General features: G+C 35.1%; 15 protein-coding genes. 1 reads left to right on the top strand and 14 read right to left on the bottom strand.

Annotated elements, in window-relative coordinates; genetic code table 11:
• The first annotated feature begins 462 nt into the window (after positions 1 to 462).
• Positions 463 to 1,905, top strand: a complete 1,443-nt coding sequence (locus WNY79_RS08150) for a capsule assembly Wzi family protein (protein ID WP_342875606.1) — start codon at positions 463 to 465, stop codon at positions 1,903 to 1,905.
• A 264-nt stretch (positions 1,906 to 2,169) separates the two neighbouring features.
• Here the strand turns inward: WNY79_RS08150 and galU are convergent, their stop codons facing one another.
• The 14 genes from galU to WNY79_RS08220 all read right to left on the bottom strand — a co-directional run bounded on the left by galU (position 2,170) and on the right by WNY79_RS08220 (position 16,399).
• Entirely contained in the window at positions 2,170 to 3,060 is an 891-nt protein-coding gene (galU, locus tag WNY79_RS08155; RefSeq protein ID WP_342875607.1) for a UTP--glucose-1-phosphate uridylyltransferase GalU, read from the bottom strand.
• A gap of 198 nt (positions 3,061 to 3,258) precedes the next feature.
• Complete coding sequence (locus tag WNY79_RS08160; RefSeq protein WP_342875608.1) at positions 3,259 to 4,263, bottom strand: NAD-dependent epimerase; 1,005 nt, start codon at positions 4,261 to 4,263, stop codon at positions 3,259 to 3,261.
• Between the two features lie 91 nt (positions 4,264 to 4,354).
• Positions 4,355 to 4,702 carry a four helix bundle protein gene (locus WNY79_RS08165; protein WP_024600307.1) on the bottom strand — a complete coding sequence of 116 codons (348 nt, stop codon included), beginning with the start codon at positions 4,700 to 4,702 and terminating at the stop codon, positions 4,355 to 4,357.
• A gap of 106 nt (positions 4,703 to 4,808) precedes the next feature.
• Positions 4,809 to 5,975: a nucleotide sugar dehydrogenase gene (locus tag WNY79_RS08170; protein ID WP_342875609.1), complete on the bottom strand. Its 1,167-nt coding sequence runs from the start codon at positions 5,973 to 5,975 to the stop codon at positions 4,809 to 4,811.
• A 356-nt stretch (positions 5,976 to 6,331) separates the two neighbouring features.
• Positions 6,332 to 7,414 carry a UDP-N-acetylglucosamine--undecaprenyl-phosphate N-acetylglucosaminephosphotransferase gene (wecA, locus tag WNY79_RS08175; protein ID WP_342875610.1) on the bottom strand — a complete coding sequence of 361 codons (1,083 nt, stop codon included), beginning with the start codon at positions 7,412 to 7,414 and terminating at the stop codon, positions 6,332 to 6,334.
• Between the two features lie 26 nt (positions 7,415 to 7,440).
• Entirely contained in the window at positions 7,441 to 8,691 is a 1,251-nt protein-coding gene (locus WNY79_RS08180) for an O-antigen ligase family protein (protein ID WP_342875611.1), read from the bottom strand.
• The gene (locus WNY79_RS08185) at positions 8,678 to 9,388 is read right to left on the bottom strand and encodes a WecB/TagA/CpsF family glycosyltransferase (protein ID WP_342875612.1); all 711 of its coding nucleotides are present in this window, start codon (positions 9,386 to 9,388) and stop codon (positions 8,678 to 8,680) included. Before WNY79_RS08185 ends, WNY79_RS08180 begins: the two co-directional genes overlap by 14 nt.
• Complete coding sequence (locus tag WNY79_RS08190) at positions 9,385 to 10,491, bottom strand: glycosyltransferase (RefSeq protein ID WP_342875613.1); 1,107 nt, start codon at positions 10,489 to 10,491, stop codon at positions 9,385 to 9,387. The genes WNY79_RS08185 and WNY79_RS08190 overlap by 4 nt, the downstream gene beginning before the upstream one ends.
• A complete protein-coding gene (locus WNY79_RS08195) occupies positions 10,488 to 11,489 on the bottom strand; it encodes a glycosyltransferase family A protein (RefSeq protein ID WP_342875614.1) in 1,002 nt (333 codons plus the stop codon). The genes WNY79_RS08190 and WNY79_RS08195 overlap by 4 nt, the downstream gene beginning before the upstream one ends.
• Positions 11,490 to 11,978, bottom strand: a complete 489-nt coding sequence (locus WNY79_RS08200) for a hypothetical protein (protein ID WP_342875615.1) — start codon at positions 11,976 to 11,978, stop codon at positions 11,490 to 11,492. It abuts the gene before it with no gap.
• Positions 11,979 to 12,875 carry an ATP-grasp fold amidoligase family protein gene (locus WNY79_RS08205; RefSeq protein WP_342875616.1) on the bottom strand — a complete coding sequence of 299 codons (897 nt, stop codon included), beginning with the start codon at positions 12,873 to 12,875 and terminating at the stop codon, positions 11,979 to 11,981.
• Positions 12,872 to 14,131: an oligosaccharide flippase family protein gene (locus tag WNY79_RS08210; RefSeq protein WP_342875617.1), complete on the bottom strand. Its 1,260-nt coding sequence runs from the start codon at positions 14,129 to 14,131 to the stop codon at positions 12,872 to 12,874. The genes WNY79_RS08205 and WNY79_RS08210 overlap by 4 nt, the downstream gene beginning before the upstream one ends.
• Positions 14,124 to 15,116 (bottom strand): UDP-N-acetylmuramate dehydrogenase, encoded by a 993-nt coding sequence (gene murB / locus WNY79_RS08215; protein ID WP_342875618.1) that lies wholly within the window; start codon positions 15,114 to 15,116, stop codon positions 14,124 to 14,126. The genes WNY79_RS08210 and murB overlap by 8 nt, the downstream gene beginning before the upstream one ends.
• Entirely contained in the window at positions 15,116 to 16,399 is a 1,284-nt protein-coding gene (locus WNY79_RS08220; protein ID WP_342875619.1) for a UDP-N-acetylglucosamine 1-carboxyvinyltransferase, read from the bottom strand. Before WNY79_RS08220 ends, murB begins: the two co-directional genes overlap by 1 nt.
• Between the last annotated feature and the right edge of the window lie 9 nt (positions 16,400 to 16,408).

Genomic DNA, 16,408 nt, shown 5'->3' on the forward strand with positions numbered 1-16,408 from the left:
GAGAAGCAAAAGAGGAGTAAATGAGAAAACATAAAACATAGTAATTATGTATTTTTACTTCTCTAAAGCGCAGCGCCATCTTAACCTCTTTGTGAATAAATCACTTAAAACCTTATTGCACAAAGAGAAGCAAAAGAGGAGTAAATGAGAAAACATAAAACATAGTAATTATGTATTTTTACTTCTCTAAAGCGCAGCGCCCTCTTAACCTCTTTGTGAATAAATAACTTATAAATCTATTTTTTGTCGGTATAAGTTATTAAATGCGTTCACCGCCTGCTTTATAGCAAAACACTACATGCAAAAGCGCGCTCGAATTTAACGCAGCGTCAATCCCTGCGAATGAAAGCTTGCTTCTATATATCCCGACTAATATATCGCTTTTTTCTTCCTTACTTAGGCGTTTATTGCTAACCTCGCGTTAACGTTTTTACTTAAACAAATTTTGCTAACGGAATAATTATGCTCAAAAAAATATCACTGTTTATCGGGATGGCAATCAGTGCAAATGCTGTTGCTAAAGGTGGCGTATCACCTTATTTACCTTTAAATCAAGCCCCAGAACTTGAGCACCAAGTACAACGACTTTTAGCCGTAAGTAAAAATACACATATTATGAGTAAGCCTTATAAAGCGCACGATATTTATAGAGTGCTGCAAACAGTAAGGCATACTTACCCAGAACTATATCAAACACTTTCGTACCAACTTAGCCCCTACATTCAAAGCGACGCGGGGTCATTTGCAAAAGTAACGCTTGCTGCAGGCACAAAAGATAAAACACTGCCTAACCAACGCGGCCAAACTACTAAAACCAACTTAATTGTTGAAGGTGGCGCTTACGCTAACTTTGGGCGTTACTTTGGTGTAAGTGTTGCAGGCATAGCCAACGAAGACGAAATATTACCTACACAAAGTTTTTTTTATCTTGGTAATAAATACGCGCAGCTAGATGTAGGTTACCGAGAGCATTGGTACTCACCTTTTAACGACAGTGCCATGCTATTAAGCACACAAGCTAAAACAACGCCTTCTATAACGCTTAGTAATATAGAGCCAATAACCAGCTTTAATATTCGTTACGATATGTTTATTAGTAAAATGACAGAGCAAAGCGGAATTTTAAAAGAAGGTAAGCAAACAGGAGTCGCTAACGTATATGAGCCAGGCAAGCCTTATTTATTTGGCTTACACACTAGTTTTGCAGCAACAGATAATTTAACTATAGGTATAAGCCGTTTAATGCAGTTTGGTGGCGGTCCGCGAAGCGTTACAATCAAAGACTTTACAGAAGGTTTTTTTACTCCTGGCGCTAAAGATAACGTAGGCAGTAATGATGCAAATGAGTTTGGTGAAAATTTTGAGCTTGGGGATCAACTAGGATCAATAACATTTGCCTACAACAATAGTATTTACGCACTCCCTTATGAGCTTTATGGTGAAGTTGCACTTGAAGATACATTGGGTGGCTCTCGCAATAATGCATATAGTTTAGGCCTTTATTTACCCTTTATTGCTAATAACCACAGTTTGCGTATTGAACACAGTAATTGGCAAAAAAGATGGTATCAAAATAATTTGTATTTAGACGGCAACCGTAACTCAGGGAATGTAATTGGCCACTGGGCCGGTGATGAACACGACTACACAGACTACACTCCGGCTAAATCAATGAGCGTAAATTGGCATTGGCAATTAAGTAAAATAGAAAGTTTAAATACCACCATTCGCATGCTTGAAAATAAAAACGAAGGGTATAAAACAAGTTACGAACTGCAAACAGCGTACACACGCAAGTTAAGTAAACCAATAATGGGTGCTAAAAGTTGGGGAGCTGAGCTGTATCAAGGAAAGGATGTATACGGGGAAACGTTTGCTAGGTTAGGTGTATTTGCTAATTTTTAACACCCTGTAGGTGCGAATTAACTTCGCACTCATGTAATTTAACGTTACAAAAGCGAGGTATAAAACCTCACCTATAACATATGCCACCCTATAAGTGTGAATTTACTTCGCGCTCACCTAACCTAACTTTACCAAAAGCGAGGTATAAAACCTCACCTACAATATACACCCTGTAGGTGCGAATTTACTTCGCGCTCTTCTAACTTAACTTTACCAAAAGCGACGTATAAAACCTCACCTAGGGGATATAAATTAACTATGTTATTAATTTTTACCATTAACAAAGGTATTTATATACTGAGTAAAATCTTTACCTAGCTTTTCATCGCGCATTGAGTATTCAACAATTGCTTTTAAATAACCTAACTTATCGCCACAATCGTGCGAAGCGCCACTCATATGGAATGCTTCAACCGTTTCCTGTGTCATTAACGCATCAATAGCATCGGTTAATTGAATTTCGTCACCTGCGCCTACAGGCGTTTTAGCAAGTAATGGCCAAATATTTTTACTAAGTACATAGCGACCAACAACCGCAAGGTTTGAAGGAGCAATATCTACAGCCGGTTTTTCAACCATTGTCTTAATTGCTGCGCTCATACCTGGGGTAAGCTGCACACCATTAATATCGGCAATACCGTATTTACTTACATCTTCCTGCGCTACAGGTTCAAGCATAATCTGGCTGGCTTGTGTTTCATTAAAGCGCTTAATCATCGCAGCTAAGTTTTCAGTTTTTTGATCAGCTGTATATGCATCAAGTATTACATCTGGAAGTAACACAACAAAATCGTTATTACCTACAATGGGTTTGGCGCATAAAATTGCATGGCCTAAACCTTTAGCTTCACCTTGGCGTACACTCATAACGGTTACATCTGGCGGGCAAATTGATCGGACTTCATCAAGCAGAGCACGTTTTACGCGCTTTTCGAGTGTGGCTTCTAGCTCATAGCTTGTATCAAAGTGATTTTCAATTGCATTTTTAGAGCTATGCGTTACTAAAACAATATCTTTAATACCAGCAGCAACACATTCACTAACAATATATTGAATAAGTGGCTTGTCTACAATTGGCAGCATTTCTTTAGGAATAGCTTTGGTCATTGGCAACATACGAGTACCAAGGCCTGCAACGGGAATAACGGCTTTCATGGGTAGTCCTTTATCTGTAAATTAATAATTTTTAAATTTAATAAGTTAAAAATAGGTAGATGGTAAATAAAAAGTAACTTTCAGTAAAATTCAGCTCATCAATGGTTTAATGTGTTTAGGTTAACCAATCTAAACACATTAAAAAACACTGTCTCAAATTGAAAACAGTGTTTCTAAATGACTTACAAGTTGTAACCTTTATTTATAAAAGTCTTTATACCACTTAATAAGCTCACTAACGCCTTGCTTAACCCCAACCTGCGCTTTATAGCCTGTTGCATTAAATAAGTCTGTAGTATCAGCATAAGTTTTATAAACATCGCCGGCTTGCATTTCACGGAAGTTCTTTTTAGCTTCAGTACCTAATTCTGCCTCAATGGCTTCAATAAACTTCATTAGGTTTATTGGGCTACCGTGGCCAATATTATAAACCGCATAAGGAGCAGAGCTAGAAGCTGGCGAACCTGTTTCAACTCTCCAATCTGGATTTGCAACTGGTATAACATCAGCAGCACGAACAACACCTTCTACTATGTCATCTATGTAAGTAAAGTCACGCCACATATCACCATTGTTGTTTATATCAATAGTGTCGCCGGCAAGTATTTTTTTAGTAAAAATATACGGTGCCATATCTGGGCGCCCCCATGGGCCATAAACAGTAAAAAAGCGTAAGCCTGTTGTAGGTAAGCTATATAAATGAGAGTAGCTATGCGCCATTAGCTCATTCGCTTTTTTAGTTGCTGCATAAAACGACACAGGGTGATCAACACTGTCGGTTGTTTCAAACGGGGTTTTTTCGTTTAAGCCATACACAGAGCTAGATGAAGCATAAACTAAGTGTTTAACTTTATTATTACGACACCCTTCAAGCACATTTAAGTGCCCTACTAAATTAGAATCGGCATAAGCATCAGGGTTTTCTATTGAATACCTAACACCGGCTTGCGCCGCTAAATGTATTACTTTATCAAACTGCTGTGCTCTAAATAGCTCGCTCATTGCTGGGCGTTCACTTATATCAAGCTTGATAAATGTAAATGCTTCATGGCTTTCAAACTGCGCTAAACGAGCTAGTTTTAAACTTACATCGTAATAGTCGTTAAGGTTATCAATACCGACTACTACATGGCCAGCTGCTAACAATTTTTGGCATGTTGCCGCACCAATAAAACCAGCCGCACCCGTTACTAAATATTTCATAATTTCCTAATCTTTAAGCTGATAAAGTTGAAGGTTGAAGGTTGAAGGTTGAAAGTTGAAAGTTGAAAGTTGAAAGTTGAAGACTAAAAGCCTAATCCCAAGTTTCAATAGTTTTCATTAAGGCAGATATCATTTTTGATAACTGCCTAGACTCTTCTATCCAGATTTCTGCTGTTTTTGTATCAACCTCTCCAATTTTTAAGGCAATATATATTTGTGAGCGAAGCTCACCACAACTACCTTTAGAGTAAGAGAGAAAACGGCAGTAATCTTTAGCTGTCTTTCTCTCATAACCCTCAGCAATATTTGATGAAATTGATAATGCAGAGCGTGTAATTTGATCTTTTAAACCAAATTGCTTACTTGCCTTAAAATAAATAAAAACTTCACAAGCTAAATCGGCAGAGCGTTGCCATACATTTAAGTTCTCAAACTGCACAACGCCCCCTAATATAAATCAGCTTAAGTTTTTAACTTAGTCTTTAATCTTTAATCTTTAATCTTTAATCTTTAATCTTTAATCTTTAATCTTTAGCCTTTGTTTATTAATCGCTACCAAACAAGTCGCGAGTATAAACTTTGTCAGCAATATCACTAAGCTCTTCAACCATACGGTTAGATACAACAACGTCAGATATTTGCTTAAACTCGTTTAAGTCTTTAATTACACGTGAATGATAAAACTCATTTTCTTCAAGTACTGGTTCGTAAACTACTACCTCAATACCTTTAGCTTTAATGCGCTTCATAATGCCTTGGATGGCAGAGGCTCTAAAGTTATCAGACCCAGTCTTCATTACTAAACGATACACACCAACTACTTTAGGGCTACGTTTAATTATTGAGTCTGCAATAAAGTCTTTACGTGTAGTATTAGCATCAACAATTGCACCAATAATGTTGTTTGGTACATTTGCATAGTTTGCACGTAGTTGCTTAGTGTCTTTTGGTAAACAGTAACCACCGTAACCAAACGATGGATTATTGTAATGGCTACCTATGCGAGGGTCTAAGCTAACACCCTGTATAATTTGCTTAGAGTTTAAGCCATGTGCTTCAGCGTAGCTATCAAGCTCATTAAAATAAGCCACACGCATAGCTAAGTAAGTGTTTGAGAACAACTTAATAGCTTCGGCTTCAGTTGAATCAGTAAACAGTACTTCAATATCTTCTTTTATAGCGCCTTGTTTAAGTAAGTTAGCAAACACAGTTGCGCGCTCACTTTGCTCACCTACTACAATACGTGATGGGTATAGGTTATCGTGTAGTGCTTTACCTTCACGTAAAAATTCAGGTGAAAATATTAAATTACTAACGCCTAACGTCTCTTTAATACCTTGTGTAAAACCAACTGGTATAGTTGATTTAATAACCATAACTGCATTTGGATTATGCGCTATCGCATCCTTAATTACAGCCTCTACAGAGTTTGTATTAAAGTAATTATTTTCTACATCGTAATCAGTGGGTGTAGCAATAATTACAAAGTCAGCATTTTTATAGGCTGCTACTTTGTCGGTAGTTGCTGTAAAATTTAAGTCACTACGTGTTAAAAACTCACTAATTTCGGTATCGACAATTGGTGACTTTTTATTATTTAAAAGTGCTATTTTTTGTTCATCTATATCTAATGCAACCACTTCATTGTGCTGTGCTAGCAACATAGCGTTAGAGAGGCCTACATAGCCTGTACCTACTACGGCAATTTTCATATTAATCCTTTAAGATTAGTTAATAATTAATAAAATGATTCTATCAGAGTTATAAATTAGGCTCTAGCTAAAAGGCTCTAGCTAAAATGTAACATCGAATGATATTACTCGACGACCTCATAACTTTACCTAAGCTGCGCTTTTAAAGTGCATTAACCTTTAATTTATTTGTGAGTAAATCACCTAAGTTTTTTACTTAATAGTAAAATAAAAGTGGATGACTATTCTGATGAACACGTTCTTTGTAGATTTGAATTTACTGCGCACTTAAGTAATTTACCTTTACCAAAGCGAGGTATAAAGCCTCACCTACAATATATTCACCCAGTCCGGATTTACTGCGCGACCATGTGGTTTCATTTACTCGTTGAATATTCTTTTTCTGGCAGGTCTAACTTACGTCTAAAAAAGTTTATAATTTTACAATAATTAATCAGTACAATTAAATAAGCTGCGAACATAATAATAAAACTATAAAACATTAAAAATTCAGGTATTAAAAAAACCTCACCAATAATACCGACTACTGCAAAGACAGCGGCAATAGAACATATTAAAATGAGTGTTTGCGTAGGTGAGCAACCAAGACGCTGACAAATGTGATGCAAATGCTCACGATCGGGTTTAAATGGTGATTTACCCTGCTTAATACGACGTATCATTATTGCAGTCATATCCATTAATGGTAGTGCAATTAGCCACAATGCAGTTACTGGGCGTATCATAGGGTTACCAGGGGTTTGACTTGCGCCAATTAATAGCCAAATAACCGTAAAGCCAATCATCATACTGCCAGCATCGCCCATAAATACTTTTCGCTCACGACCTATAAGGCCCAAGTTCATAACAATGTAAGGGATCATACAAACAACCAATAATAAGCATAAATAACTTAAGCTTTGCTCGTTACTCATACTTAACAAAATACCAATAGCAGCAAATGTAACTACCGAAAGGCCACCCAAAAGGCCATCGATACCATCAACCATATTAAAGGCATTTATACAACCAATAACCGCGAAAATAGTAATCATTCCGCCGACATAGCCATAACCTAAACTAATATCACCAAAACCTAATATATTACCTAGCGTGACTAATTCTGCTTTAGCAAAATAAATCATAGCAATAGATACAACAGCTTGGACAAGCATACGTATTTTTACACTTAAGTCGAAACGATCATCTAACGCACCTATTGTTGTTAAGCCAACAATACAATACATGTATAAATTAGTGTAATTAATTATGTCCGGATGCGTATAAATATATTGTACGATAGTGATGCATATTGATACACCGCCTACCAATGGTACATTGCCGGTATGCAGCTTTCTACCAGAGGGCTTATCTACTAAACCAATTTCTCGTGCAACTTTTCGCATTAAAAAAAGAACAGCAAAAGAAATAAAAAAAGTAAAACACAAATCTATAACCATATAAAATCTAAACCTTATTTTTGTTGTTAGTCTTCAAAATTTTTAAATTCTGATAAATCAACTCTCAAAGCACCAAAATATAAACCCGATAAAGTCCAAAAGAAGTAAGCTACTTTATGTCCATCTAGAGGTGAATTTGCTAATGAGAATATAACTGCACCAAGAACGATTGAAAAATAGGCCAATGATACAGACCGTCCTTCTTCTGACGCGTCTAAATTGTGAACAATTTTAATGGTAGACAATGATTTACAGAAAAAATATATCAGCAACAGTAGGTAGTAAAACAACCCAAATAAACCATAGTTATAAAGATAATAGCCGTAGCCATTTTCAATAACTACATATTCGGCTGGATACCCTAAAAAAGGGTTATTCTCTAATGTTAACGAAATATATGAAAGCTGATTAAGCCTAGTTTGTGTTGATGCATCTTCACCATTGCTCGTCACTGAAGATACAAACCTTTCAATATTACCAAAGTCATCTAAATTCGCTATAACGTAAGTAACTAACATAGCTATAAACAAAAAGAGTAGAATAACAATACTGAGCATTGTTTTACTTTTTCCGTATCTAAAACCTAAATAGCAGAAAAATATAAAGTTTATTATATAAGCCAAATAAGCAGCTTTCGATTGACCTGCTAATATAGTTAATAATAAAACAATAAAAAAAAGCCAATGCCATTTATTTGCTGCACCTTTAAACATTTTAGAGAAAATTAAAAAAATTATAGGTAACAAAACAAATCCATAAGAATAAGACCAAACCAAAGGCCCCCCGATCCTAAACCCCAGTCTACCTATCGCCTCTCTATTTGTTATTCCCAACTTTAAAATAAGATCAGGTATTAATAATTGTAATAAAACAAATACCATAGTTAAAACCCCTAAATAAAGGATTGGTAAATATAGTTCTTTGAGACCGATCCCTAAATTTATCGCTATGTTATATGTAAATAAAAAAATAAAAAAATAAGCCAAGTATCTAAAATGCCCTAACAGTATTTGAACATTAATAAAATCAAACTTACTTAAAATACTAAAAACGTAAAAACAAAAAGCTGAAAATATGATAATTGCAATTTTAGGAAGATAAATAGACCTATTTTTAAAAAAAAGAAAAAGGCAAGCTAATATTGCAGGATAAAATACATACAGGACCTTTTGGCCTAAGGCTAGTGACATTCCGCCTATATAAGTAGGAAAGAAGATTATTATAGTAAATAAAAATAGTACTAAAAGCTCTTTAGAACCCATTCTACTTTTTAGCAAGAAATAGATCCTTCATGAAAACAAATAAAAATTTTGGATAAAACTTTATGACTCTTTTTATTACATGACTTTCAGTAAAAAAGCGATATAGCCATCGTAAATTATACTTGTTAACCCATTTTGGATAATAATCACCATTTGATGAACCTGCAGTTTGAGATATAAAAGCCCCGCAAGTAAAGTACAGCCCCAAGCGACTCTTAGCCAAATGCGCTGCCACTCTCTCTTGCTTTAAGTTACCTAACCCAAGTATAACTATGTCTGAATTAGCAGCTGTAACATTACCAATCACTTCATCCTCTGAGATATAGCCATCACAATGGCCAGCCCAATTAATATTTGGAAATCGACTATCAATTAATCTACAAAATTTTTCAGCATCGCCTGGTTTGCCGCCAGCAATATACACACTTTTATTCTCACGCTGTGCATAATCAAATATAACCGGCGCTAAAGAAGTCATATCGAAAGACTGTCGATAAAAGTTGATTGTTCGTGGTAAGAAAGCTTTAAATATCGAAATAAGGTATATACCATCAGAGCGATAATAAGCAACTTCAGTTATGTCAGGCGCATTTCGAAGATACATATAATTAAATGGGTTTACATATATATAAGCACCTGGTTTAAAGTCATTTACTTTAGCAAGTGCTTTTACATCTACATAGCGAGTTTTCAGAAATTCTATAATTTTCACAACGTTCCAGTATTAAAAAGTTTTATATAGTTTTTAGCGGCATTAGAAACACTAAACTGCCACCCTCTATTTTTTATAAGTTGAATATTGCGCTGAGTTGAGAGCTCTTTTTTGATACCTTCAGCAAAAGCAGCGGTATTTTTTATTGGTACTAAGGTCCCAAATTTTTCGTCTTCTAAAATTTCTCGCGGGCCTGCAATACAATCTGTTGAAACAACTTGTTTGCCTAGGGCCATAGCTTCAATCATCGCATTCGGCAAGCCTTCCCACAAAGAAGACATCACAAACAAATCAGCCCTAGATACATACTTATAAGGATTATCAACAAACCCGACTAAATCTATATACTCAGCAAGAGCAATATTATTGACCTCATTTTGTAACTCGTCGAGTAAGTCGCCACCACCTAGAATTATTAACCTAAGATTTTGGTTATTCTTAAAAGCAATTTCAAATGCATTAATTAATGTATGATAATCTTTTTGTACATTAAGCCGCCCAGCAGCGACTAGAACCGTATTTTCAATGTTAAAAAAGGTGTGCTGTAAAGGCTCTTCAGCAAGTTCAATTAAACGATTCGAAACAACAGGGTTATATATCGTAAGCGTTTTAGATTTTAATTTAGTACTCAACCCATCAACGGTTGCTTTAACCTCATCTGATACACAGATTACTTTATCCGCCATTGGATAATAGTGTTTAATAGCAACTTTACGTACAAAATTTTTAATCCAACTATTTGCCAACAACTCAACAGGAACAGCTTGAATAACATACCACCGACAAGCAGTTGGTAATTGTTTTTTAAAACGTATAACTTCCATAAATTGCTGCCCCATGCAGCAAGTAACTATATCAGGAACTATGTTCTTTAAAGTTTTTCTTAGTTGTTTTTTTAGTTCAGTCCCTTTAAGAGCACCCAGCACGTAAAGCTTTACACTGTCAGGAACTAAATTTATATTTTCGCCGTTGGGCTCATTAATAATTAAATGAACGCTAGCATTTTCAAGAGACTTTTCATCTACAACTCCTTGAAGTAACCTCATGGTTCTTCGCTGGACTCCACCATCTTTCAAATTCTCTAAATAAAAAACAATATTCAAAAAAGGTTCCTCATTAACAGTACTAGTCTACGAAAAAAAAATCTCGTTAGTCTATTTGAATCAATTATATAAATGATAATCGCGACAACTTCTAAATATAGCCTGCGTCCAAAAGTAATATTTTTTCTAAATATACCAAGCCACATTAAAGCCATTTTATATTCACCAGTAATAATCAAAGTAAAAAAACTTTTCACAGATTTCTTTAACAGTAAACTTTCCTTAGTAGCTAGATATTCATCCAAACCATATTCACTTATAAAATTATAGGTATCATTTCGTTCGGTATCATTCTTATTTAATTGCAGCCTAATTACTTCAGCATATTTTATTTGCTCAAAACGCTTCTTAGGGTTAAATGTTGCTCCATCATCAAACACCTTTTTACTATAAGCGACATCATTTAATACAAATATTTTACCCACTGACAATAATCGCACATATAAATCCCAGTCTTGGCAAAATTTAAATAAAGGATTGTATCCACCCACTTCATTAAAAGCACTTACGCGGTAAATAATTGTACCGTGTGTCCATTTTGGAGGAGACTCAAGATTATTGAGCATAACTTCACCTGAAAACCTAGAGGTGTATACAACTTCGTCAGCTCTATTTAATAAAGAATGTTTACATGCAACGGCACAGAAATCATCGTTAAGCTCTAAATAGTCAACTTGTTTTTTGAAGCGAAAATCTGTACATAAATCACCAGAGCCATGTATTGCAATATATTTAGTCGGATTATTTTTTTGAGTTATATTTATTGCGTTTTGTAAACACTTAGTAAAACCTAAATTACTGTTACTTTTTAAATAATGCACTTGAGAGTGTTTTCTTTCAAGCTTTCTAGCTATTTCGGCTGTATCATCAGTTGAAAAATCATCTACAATTACAATGCCAGTCTCATCGGGAGAGTACTGCAATAAAGAGTCAACTGTTTCATTTAAGCAAAACCCTCTATTGTAAAAAACTGTGTAAATAGTCAAGTTTGGCTTCATCTAAACACCTGTTTCTATGAACTTAGCAGGGACACCAACTGCAAGACTATTGTCTGGAACGTTTTTGTTTACCACTGCATTAGCACCAATAGATACATTCTCTCCAACAATTATCGGCCCTATTACTTTACAACCAGCATAAAGGATTGAACCCTTTTTAATCGTAGGGAATGGTTTACTACCCCAATCACCAACTTTCCCACCACCGACAGTAACTTGTTGGTAAATAATAACATTTTCCTCAACGACCACCCCTTTACCTATAACTATCCCATTCGCATGTATAAACTCAACAGTTGGGTGAATGACTGCATCTATACTTATAAAGCAACCAAATTTATTCTCTATACTTCTTTGAATAAACTTTGCTAACTTTACTTTTTTTTTACATTTCAATTTCACTGCCAGAAAGTAAAGCATTTTAACCTTTTTACTTGCGCCCCCTAATAAATACTGCAGAATCCAAAACCTCTTAATACGTTTTAACATTTAGAGTTTACCTCCTAAAAAAGTATCATAAGAAGAAGGAGTGAATAAAGCATAACCAGCACTAGGGTAAGGAGTTAACTCCCCAAAATAAATTTTGTCGCCAACTTCATATAAATCAACTCTCATAAACTCGAAATCAGAACCTAAAACTTTGGCAAGTTCGATCATTTCATTCAAGTTTTTAGGTGCTTCAACATCATAACCCTTGGTATATTTATACTTTACATCTAGAAGCTCCCAGCTTGGCGAATACAAAGTTCGAGTGTGTCCTTCAAAGCGATCTAAATCAACTTGAATAAACACTACAACTCCCTTAAAAACAAATAACTTGTAATCTTTAGGGACCTTGCCGGACTCGTCGATTAATAATTCTTCAATGAGTATTCTTCTTTTATGCAATTGAGTAAACCACACTAAAGGTTGATATCTATATTTTTCGCTTATCCAACATTTTATATTTTTTATTACCTTGGATCGGTTTATTTTACCATCTTTAACAATTACATTTTGACCAGAGGAGTGGCTCATTTTAAGGATGTAATTTTTAGGCAATTTGCAATTAAGGTATTCTTCGACTGTTTCAAACGCAGCGATTAAAGGGATTAAATATCTTTCACCTATTTTACTTGCTACATAACTTCTTACAGTATACTTATCTGTAATTATAGGAGTTATATCTTTTCTGTTAAATAATTTATCTGCTATCAACTTTTCATTAAACGTTTTTGGATTTTTAAAATCAGGCCAGTATCGATTTTCATTATAAAATGACAATCGAATTAATGGAAAATTCATTTTTTTGTGAAAATTAAAATACTGTTCAAAATTCATAGTTTTTACAAACAAATAATAATCAAAATTACGGACTATTATTAAAATAACTTTACTAAATTTCACGAAATCCTCTCTTTTTTTAATGTGTAGATAATCAAGGTATATATACCTAAAAAAAACAAAGACATTATCACTGAGTAAGCAAAAACAATCTCAATAAAAACGAATTCAAAAACATAACTTATGAGGCAAAATAATACCAAACAAATAAATCTTATAAAATTTACAATCAAATACATTTTTTGCTTATTTAAAACATCAAAAACGTTTAATAATGGGCCAACTGTAATCGAAAACACTAAATATAGACTCAAGCATTCTACGACCTCACCAGCTAATCGCCAATCCACTCCAAAAAAATATGTAAAAATTTCTTTACCGAATAGACTTAGCCCTAAGCAGGGTATTAAGGCAACAACAAACAATCGAATAGAAAACTTATATGTTAAGCTTAATATATCTTTAACCGATTTATTATTTACTATCTCACCATAAAAAACTTTTTTTATGGTCGAAACAAATAGCATTGTAGGAATTGCAATTAAAGATAGCGCCAGGCCAAGCTGACCAACATTATCTTGAGAGAAATTTAAAGCAACATAAAAAACTAATAGTTGCTGTGAAAGTGTCATTAATAGATTCGATGGTAGGCGTAACTTCGGATATCTAGAATACCGTCTTGCGATATTAATAAGTTTATTAGGATTAATTATTATTTTTATTTTTTTAAAATATAAATAAAAATTAAGAAATAACCTGTAATTCCCTGAAGAAAGTTGTGCAATATAACCAATCATCAAGCCGCTTCCTACACTCACACCTCCCATCACTAGCTTCGTTATAGTTCCTATAAAGCTTTGGGCAACCTGACTTTTAGCAATAACCCCAAAGCTTTTTGTGCGAATAGCCCACATATTAAGAACTTCATACATAGCAGAAAGGAGTAGCGCCGAGAACAGTGTTAACGTAAATATAAAAGGATGTTCAGAAAAAGGTGTTGAAATAACATTTATAATAACTACAAACGTTAAAGTTACACATAATACGAAAGCACCTATTAAAGACCCGCATAAAAAAACGAGTAAAATAGCCTGTCTGTTACTTGCAGGCAATGGTATTGCATCGCAATACCTTAGGGAAATTAATGGCGCTAAGACCAGGACCAAAGATGTGAATGTTGTAAATAGTCCAAATTGCTCAGGGCTATAAATCCTTGCTAGTACTGGCATTGCAAGAATACCAATCAACTTTGCCCCACCAGAACCTAAAATTAATTTTAAGCAATTAACAAGTAAAGTGTTTTTTTTTAAATCAATCATTAATATGCACTTCGTGAGCAGGTATAAACCCACCAAAGGAAGTAACAAAACGCACCTCTGAAACCATGTGATAACCAGTTTCTCGCTTTACACTTTCACACGCTAGCTTTACTAGAGTTAATATATCAGAAGCCTTAGCTCCATGCTTATTTACAATAAAATTAGCATGCAATGGTGATATTTCTGCTCCACCAGCCTGCTTACCTTTTAAGCCACATTTTTCTATTACAGCCCCTGGCGGACCAAATTCTTCATACATTGCAGGGTTACTAACAAAGACTGAACCACAGTTAGGAAGCTTTAATGGAAATTTATGCCTTCGACTTCTTAATATAGATAACATTTGTTTTTTTATCTGCTTGCTAGGTAAAGTATTTAACTTTAAAACTGCGGATAATATTATCTCATTATTTTTTTGAAAAACTGAAGTTCTATAAGCAAATGAACATTCACTTTGTGAGTATTGCTTAACTAAACCGTCCCGAGTTAAAGCCGTGACAGATAAAACATTTTCTCCAATCCCTTTTCGCATACTTCCGCCATTCATGCAGATTAGCCCACCGATTGTTCCAGGTATACCTGCGGTATGTTCTAACCCCGACAATCCATTATTTGAGAGCGTTCTTGCAAATCCAGGGACCCAAGCACCAGCCTCTACTGTAACTTCATTACACTTGTCAAAACTCACATTTGAGAGTTGCGAGCCTAGGTTTATAGCAAGTATATCTAGGCCTTCATCTGCAAATAACAAGTTGCTAGTAGAACCTATTACTATATATGGTTGATTTAGCTCACTAGCTATTTTTACTACGTGAATTAATTCATCTATGCTAGTAGGTGTGAAAATACACTTAGCATTACCACCTACTTTCCAACGACTAAACTCAGCTAAAGAAACGTCTTCTTTAGTAGAGTCTTCATTGATATCAAGGAGTTTTTTAATAAAACTCTTTGATATACTTTTATTACTTGCTATGTTTTCCATTAACCAACTCTTACGTTAACGCCTAAAGCTTCCATTTTTTCAAAAAAGCGATCGTAGCCTCTTGTAATTTGCCATGCTTCATGGATGTGCGTCTCACCTTCAGAAAATAATGCTGCAAGTGCCAAAGCAATTCCAGCTCGGAGATCTAGTGCTGTAACGTCAGTTCCTTTAAGGCTACTCCCACCATCAACAATTAACAAATTACCTTCAGTTCTAGATTTTAGGCCCATTTTATTTAATTCACTGGCATAGCCGTAGCGACCAGGAAAACGTAAATCAACAAATTTTGACTGGCCAAGTGCTTTAGCTGCATAAACAGCAAGAATAGGTTGCATGTCTGAATTCACACCAGGATACGGTCCAGTACTAAGCTCTAAAGGGTAACAACTAGATCCTTTAACTATCATGGAATTCTCATGACGATACATTTTAGCACCTGATTCTTTCAAGAATGCTAGAGGTATTTCTAGGTGTTCAAAAGGGAAGTTTTGAATTTCAACTTCGCCACCAGTAACCGAGGCACCGACCAACCATGTTAATGCTTCAACATTGTCTGGTATTACTGTGTGTGTTGTGCCTCTTAATGATTGCTTACCTATAACTTCAATATGCTCTTGACCATATACATTTATTTCACCACCCATCGAATTAATCATATCGATTAAATCAAGTATTTCTGGGCGCACATGAGGGTTCCAAATTCTAGTAACTCCGTTAGCAAGAGTGCCTGCAATTATTGCATTTTCTGTAGCTCCAGTTGAACGAATTGGTAAATGAATATCAGCCCCAACCAGCCCTCCATCAGGAGCTTTAGCGTGCAAAAACCCACCTTCACCCCAAACTTTAGCACCTAACTTTTCAAGTAACATTACGTGTAAATCATACGCACGCTCTCCTGTTCCACCTCCAATGCTACATCCGCCAGGAAGAGGTACAGCGCCATAACCTGTACGTGTAACTAAGCCACCTAATATCAGTAACGTATTACGTATTGAACGTCCGTGCCAATCTAATTTACTAGCAAGGCCTGACGGCTCTTCCACTACGAGAACGTCATCTTGCACTACACAATTTTTCCCTAAAACCTCAAGCATATCCTTGTGCACAATTGCATCGAGAAGAGTTGCAGGGTAATTTTGTATGACTAATTTTTCATTAGTTAAAAGAGTGGCGGCCATTAGTCGTAAAACAGAGTTTTTAGCTCCACTAACTTTTACGGTTCCATTTAATATTGCTGGTTTTACGGTAATTTTACTTATGTTTTCAGACGAAAAATTAGTCATTAAAATTCT

Origin of the sequence: Pseudoalteromonas sp. AS84, assembly GCF_038900255.1 — a bacterium.
Lineage (GTDB): Bacteria > Pseudomonadota > Gammaproteobacteria > Enterobacterales > Alteromonadaceae > Pseudoalteromonas.

Coding starts and splice junctions, on each gene's coding strand:
- WNY79_RS08150 (WP_342875606.1), top strand. CDS start 463: ATGCTCAAAAAAATATCACTGTTTATCGGGATGGCAATCAGTGCAAAT.
- galU (WP_342875607.1), bottom strand. CDS start 3,060: ATGAAAGCCGTTATTCCCGTTGCAGGCCTTGGTACTCGTATGTTGCCA.
- WNY79_RS08160 (WP_342875608.1), bottom strand. CDS start 4,263: ATGAAATATTTAGTAACGGGTGCGGCTGGTTTTATTGGTGCGGCAACA.
- WNY79_RS08170 (WP_342875609.1), bottom strand. CDS start 5,975: ATGAAAATTGCCGTAGTAGGTACAGGCTATGTAGGCCTCTCTAACGCT.
- wecA (WP_342875610.1), bottom strand. CDS start 7,414: ATGGTTATAGATTTGTGTTTTACTTTTTTTATTTCTTTTGCTGTTCTT.
- WNY79_RS08195 (WP_342875614.1), bottom strand. CDS start 11,489: ATGAAGCCAAACTTGACTATTTACACAGTTTTTTACAATAGAGGGTTT.
- WNY79_RS08200 (WP_342875615.1), bottom strand. CDS start 11,978: ATGTTAAAACGTATTAAGAGGTTTTGGATTCTGCAGTATTTATTAGGG.
- WNY79_RS08210 (WP_342875617.1), bottom strand. CDS start 14,131: ATGATTGATTTAAAAAAAAACACTTTACTTGTTAATTGCTTAAAATTA.
- murB (WP_342875618.1), bottom strand. CDS start 15,116: ATGGAAAACATAGCAAGTAATAAAAGTATATCAAAGAGTTTTATTAAA.
- WNY79_RS08220 (WP_342875619.1), bottom strand. CDS start 16,399: ATGACTAATTTTTCGTCTGAAAACATAAGTAAAATTACCGTAAAACCA.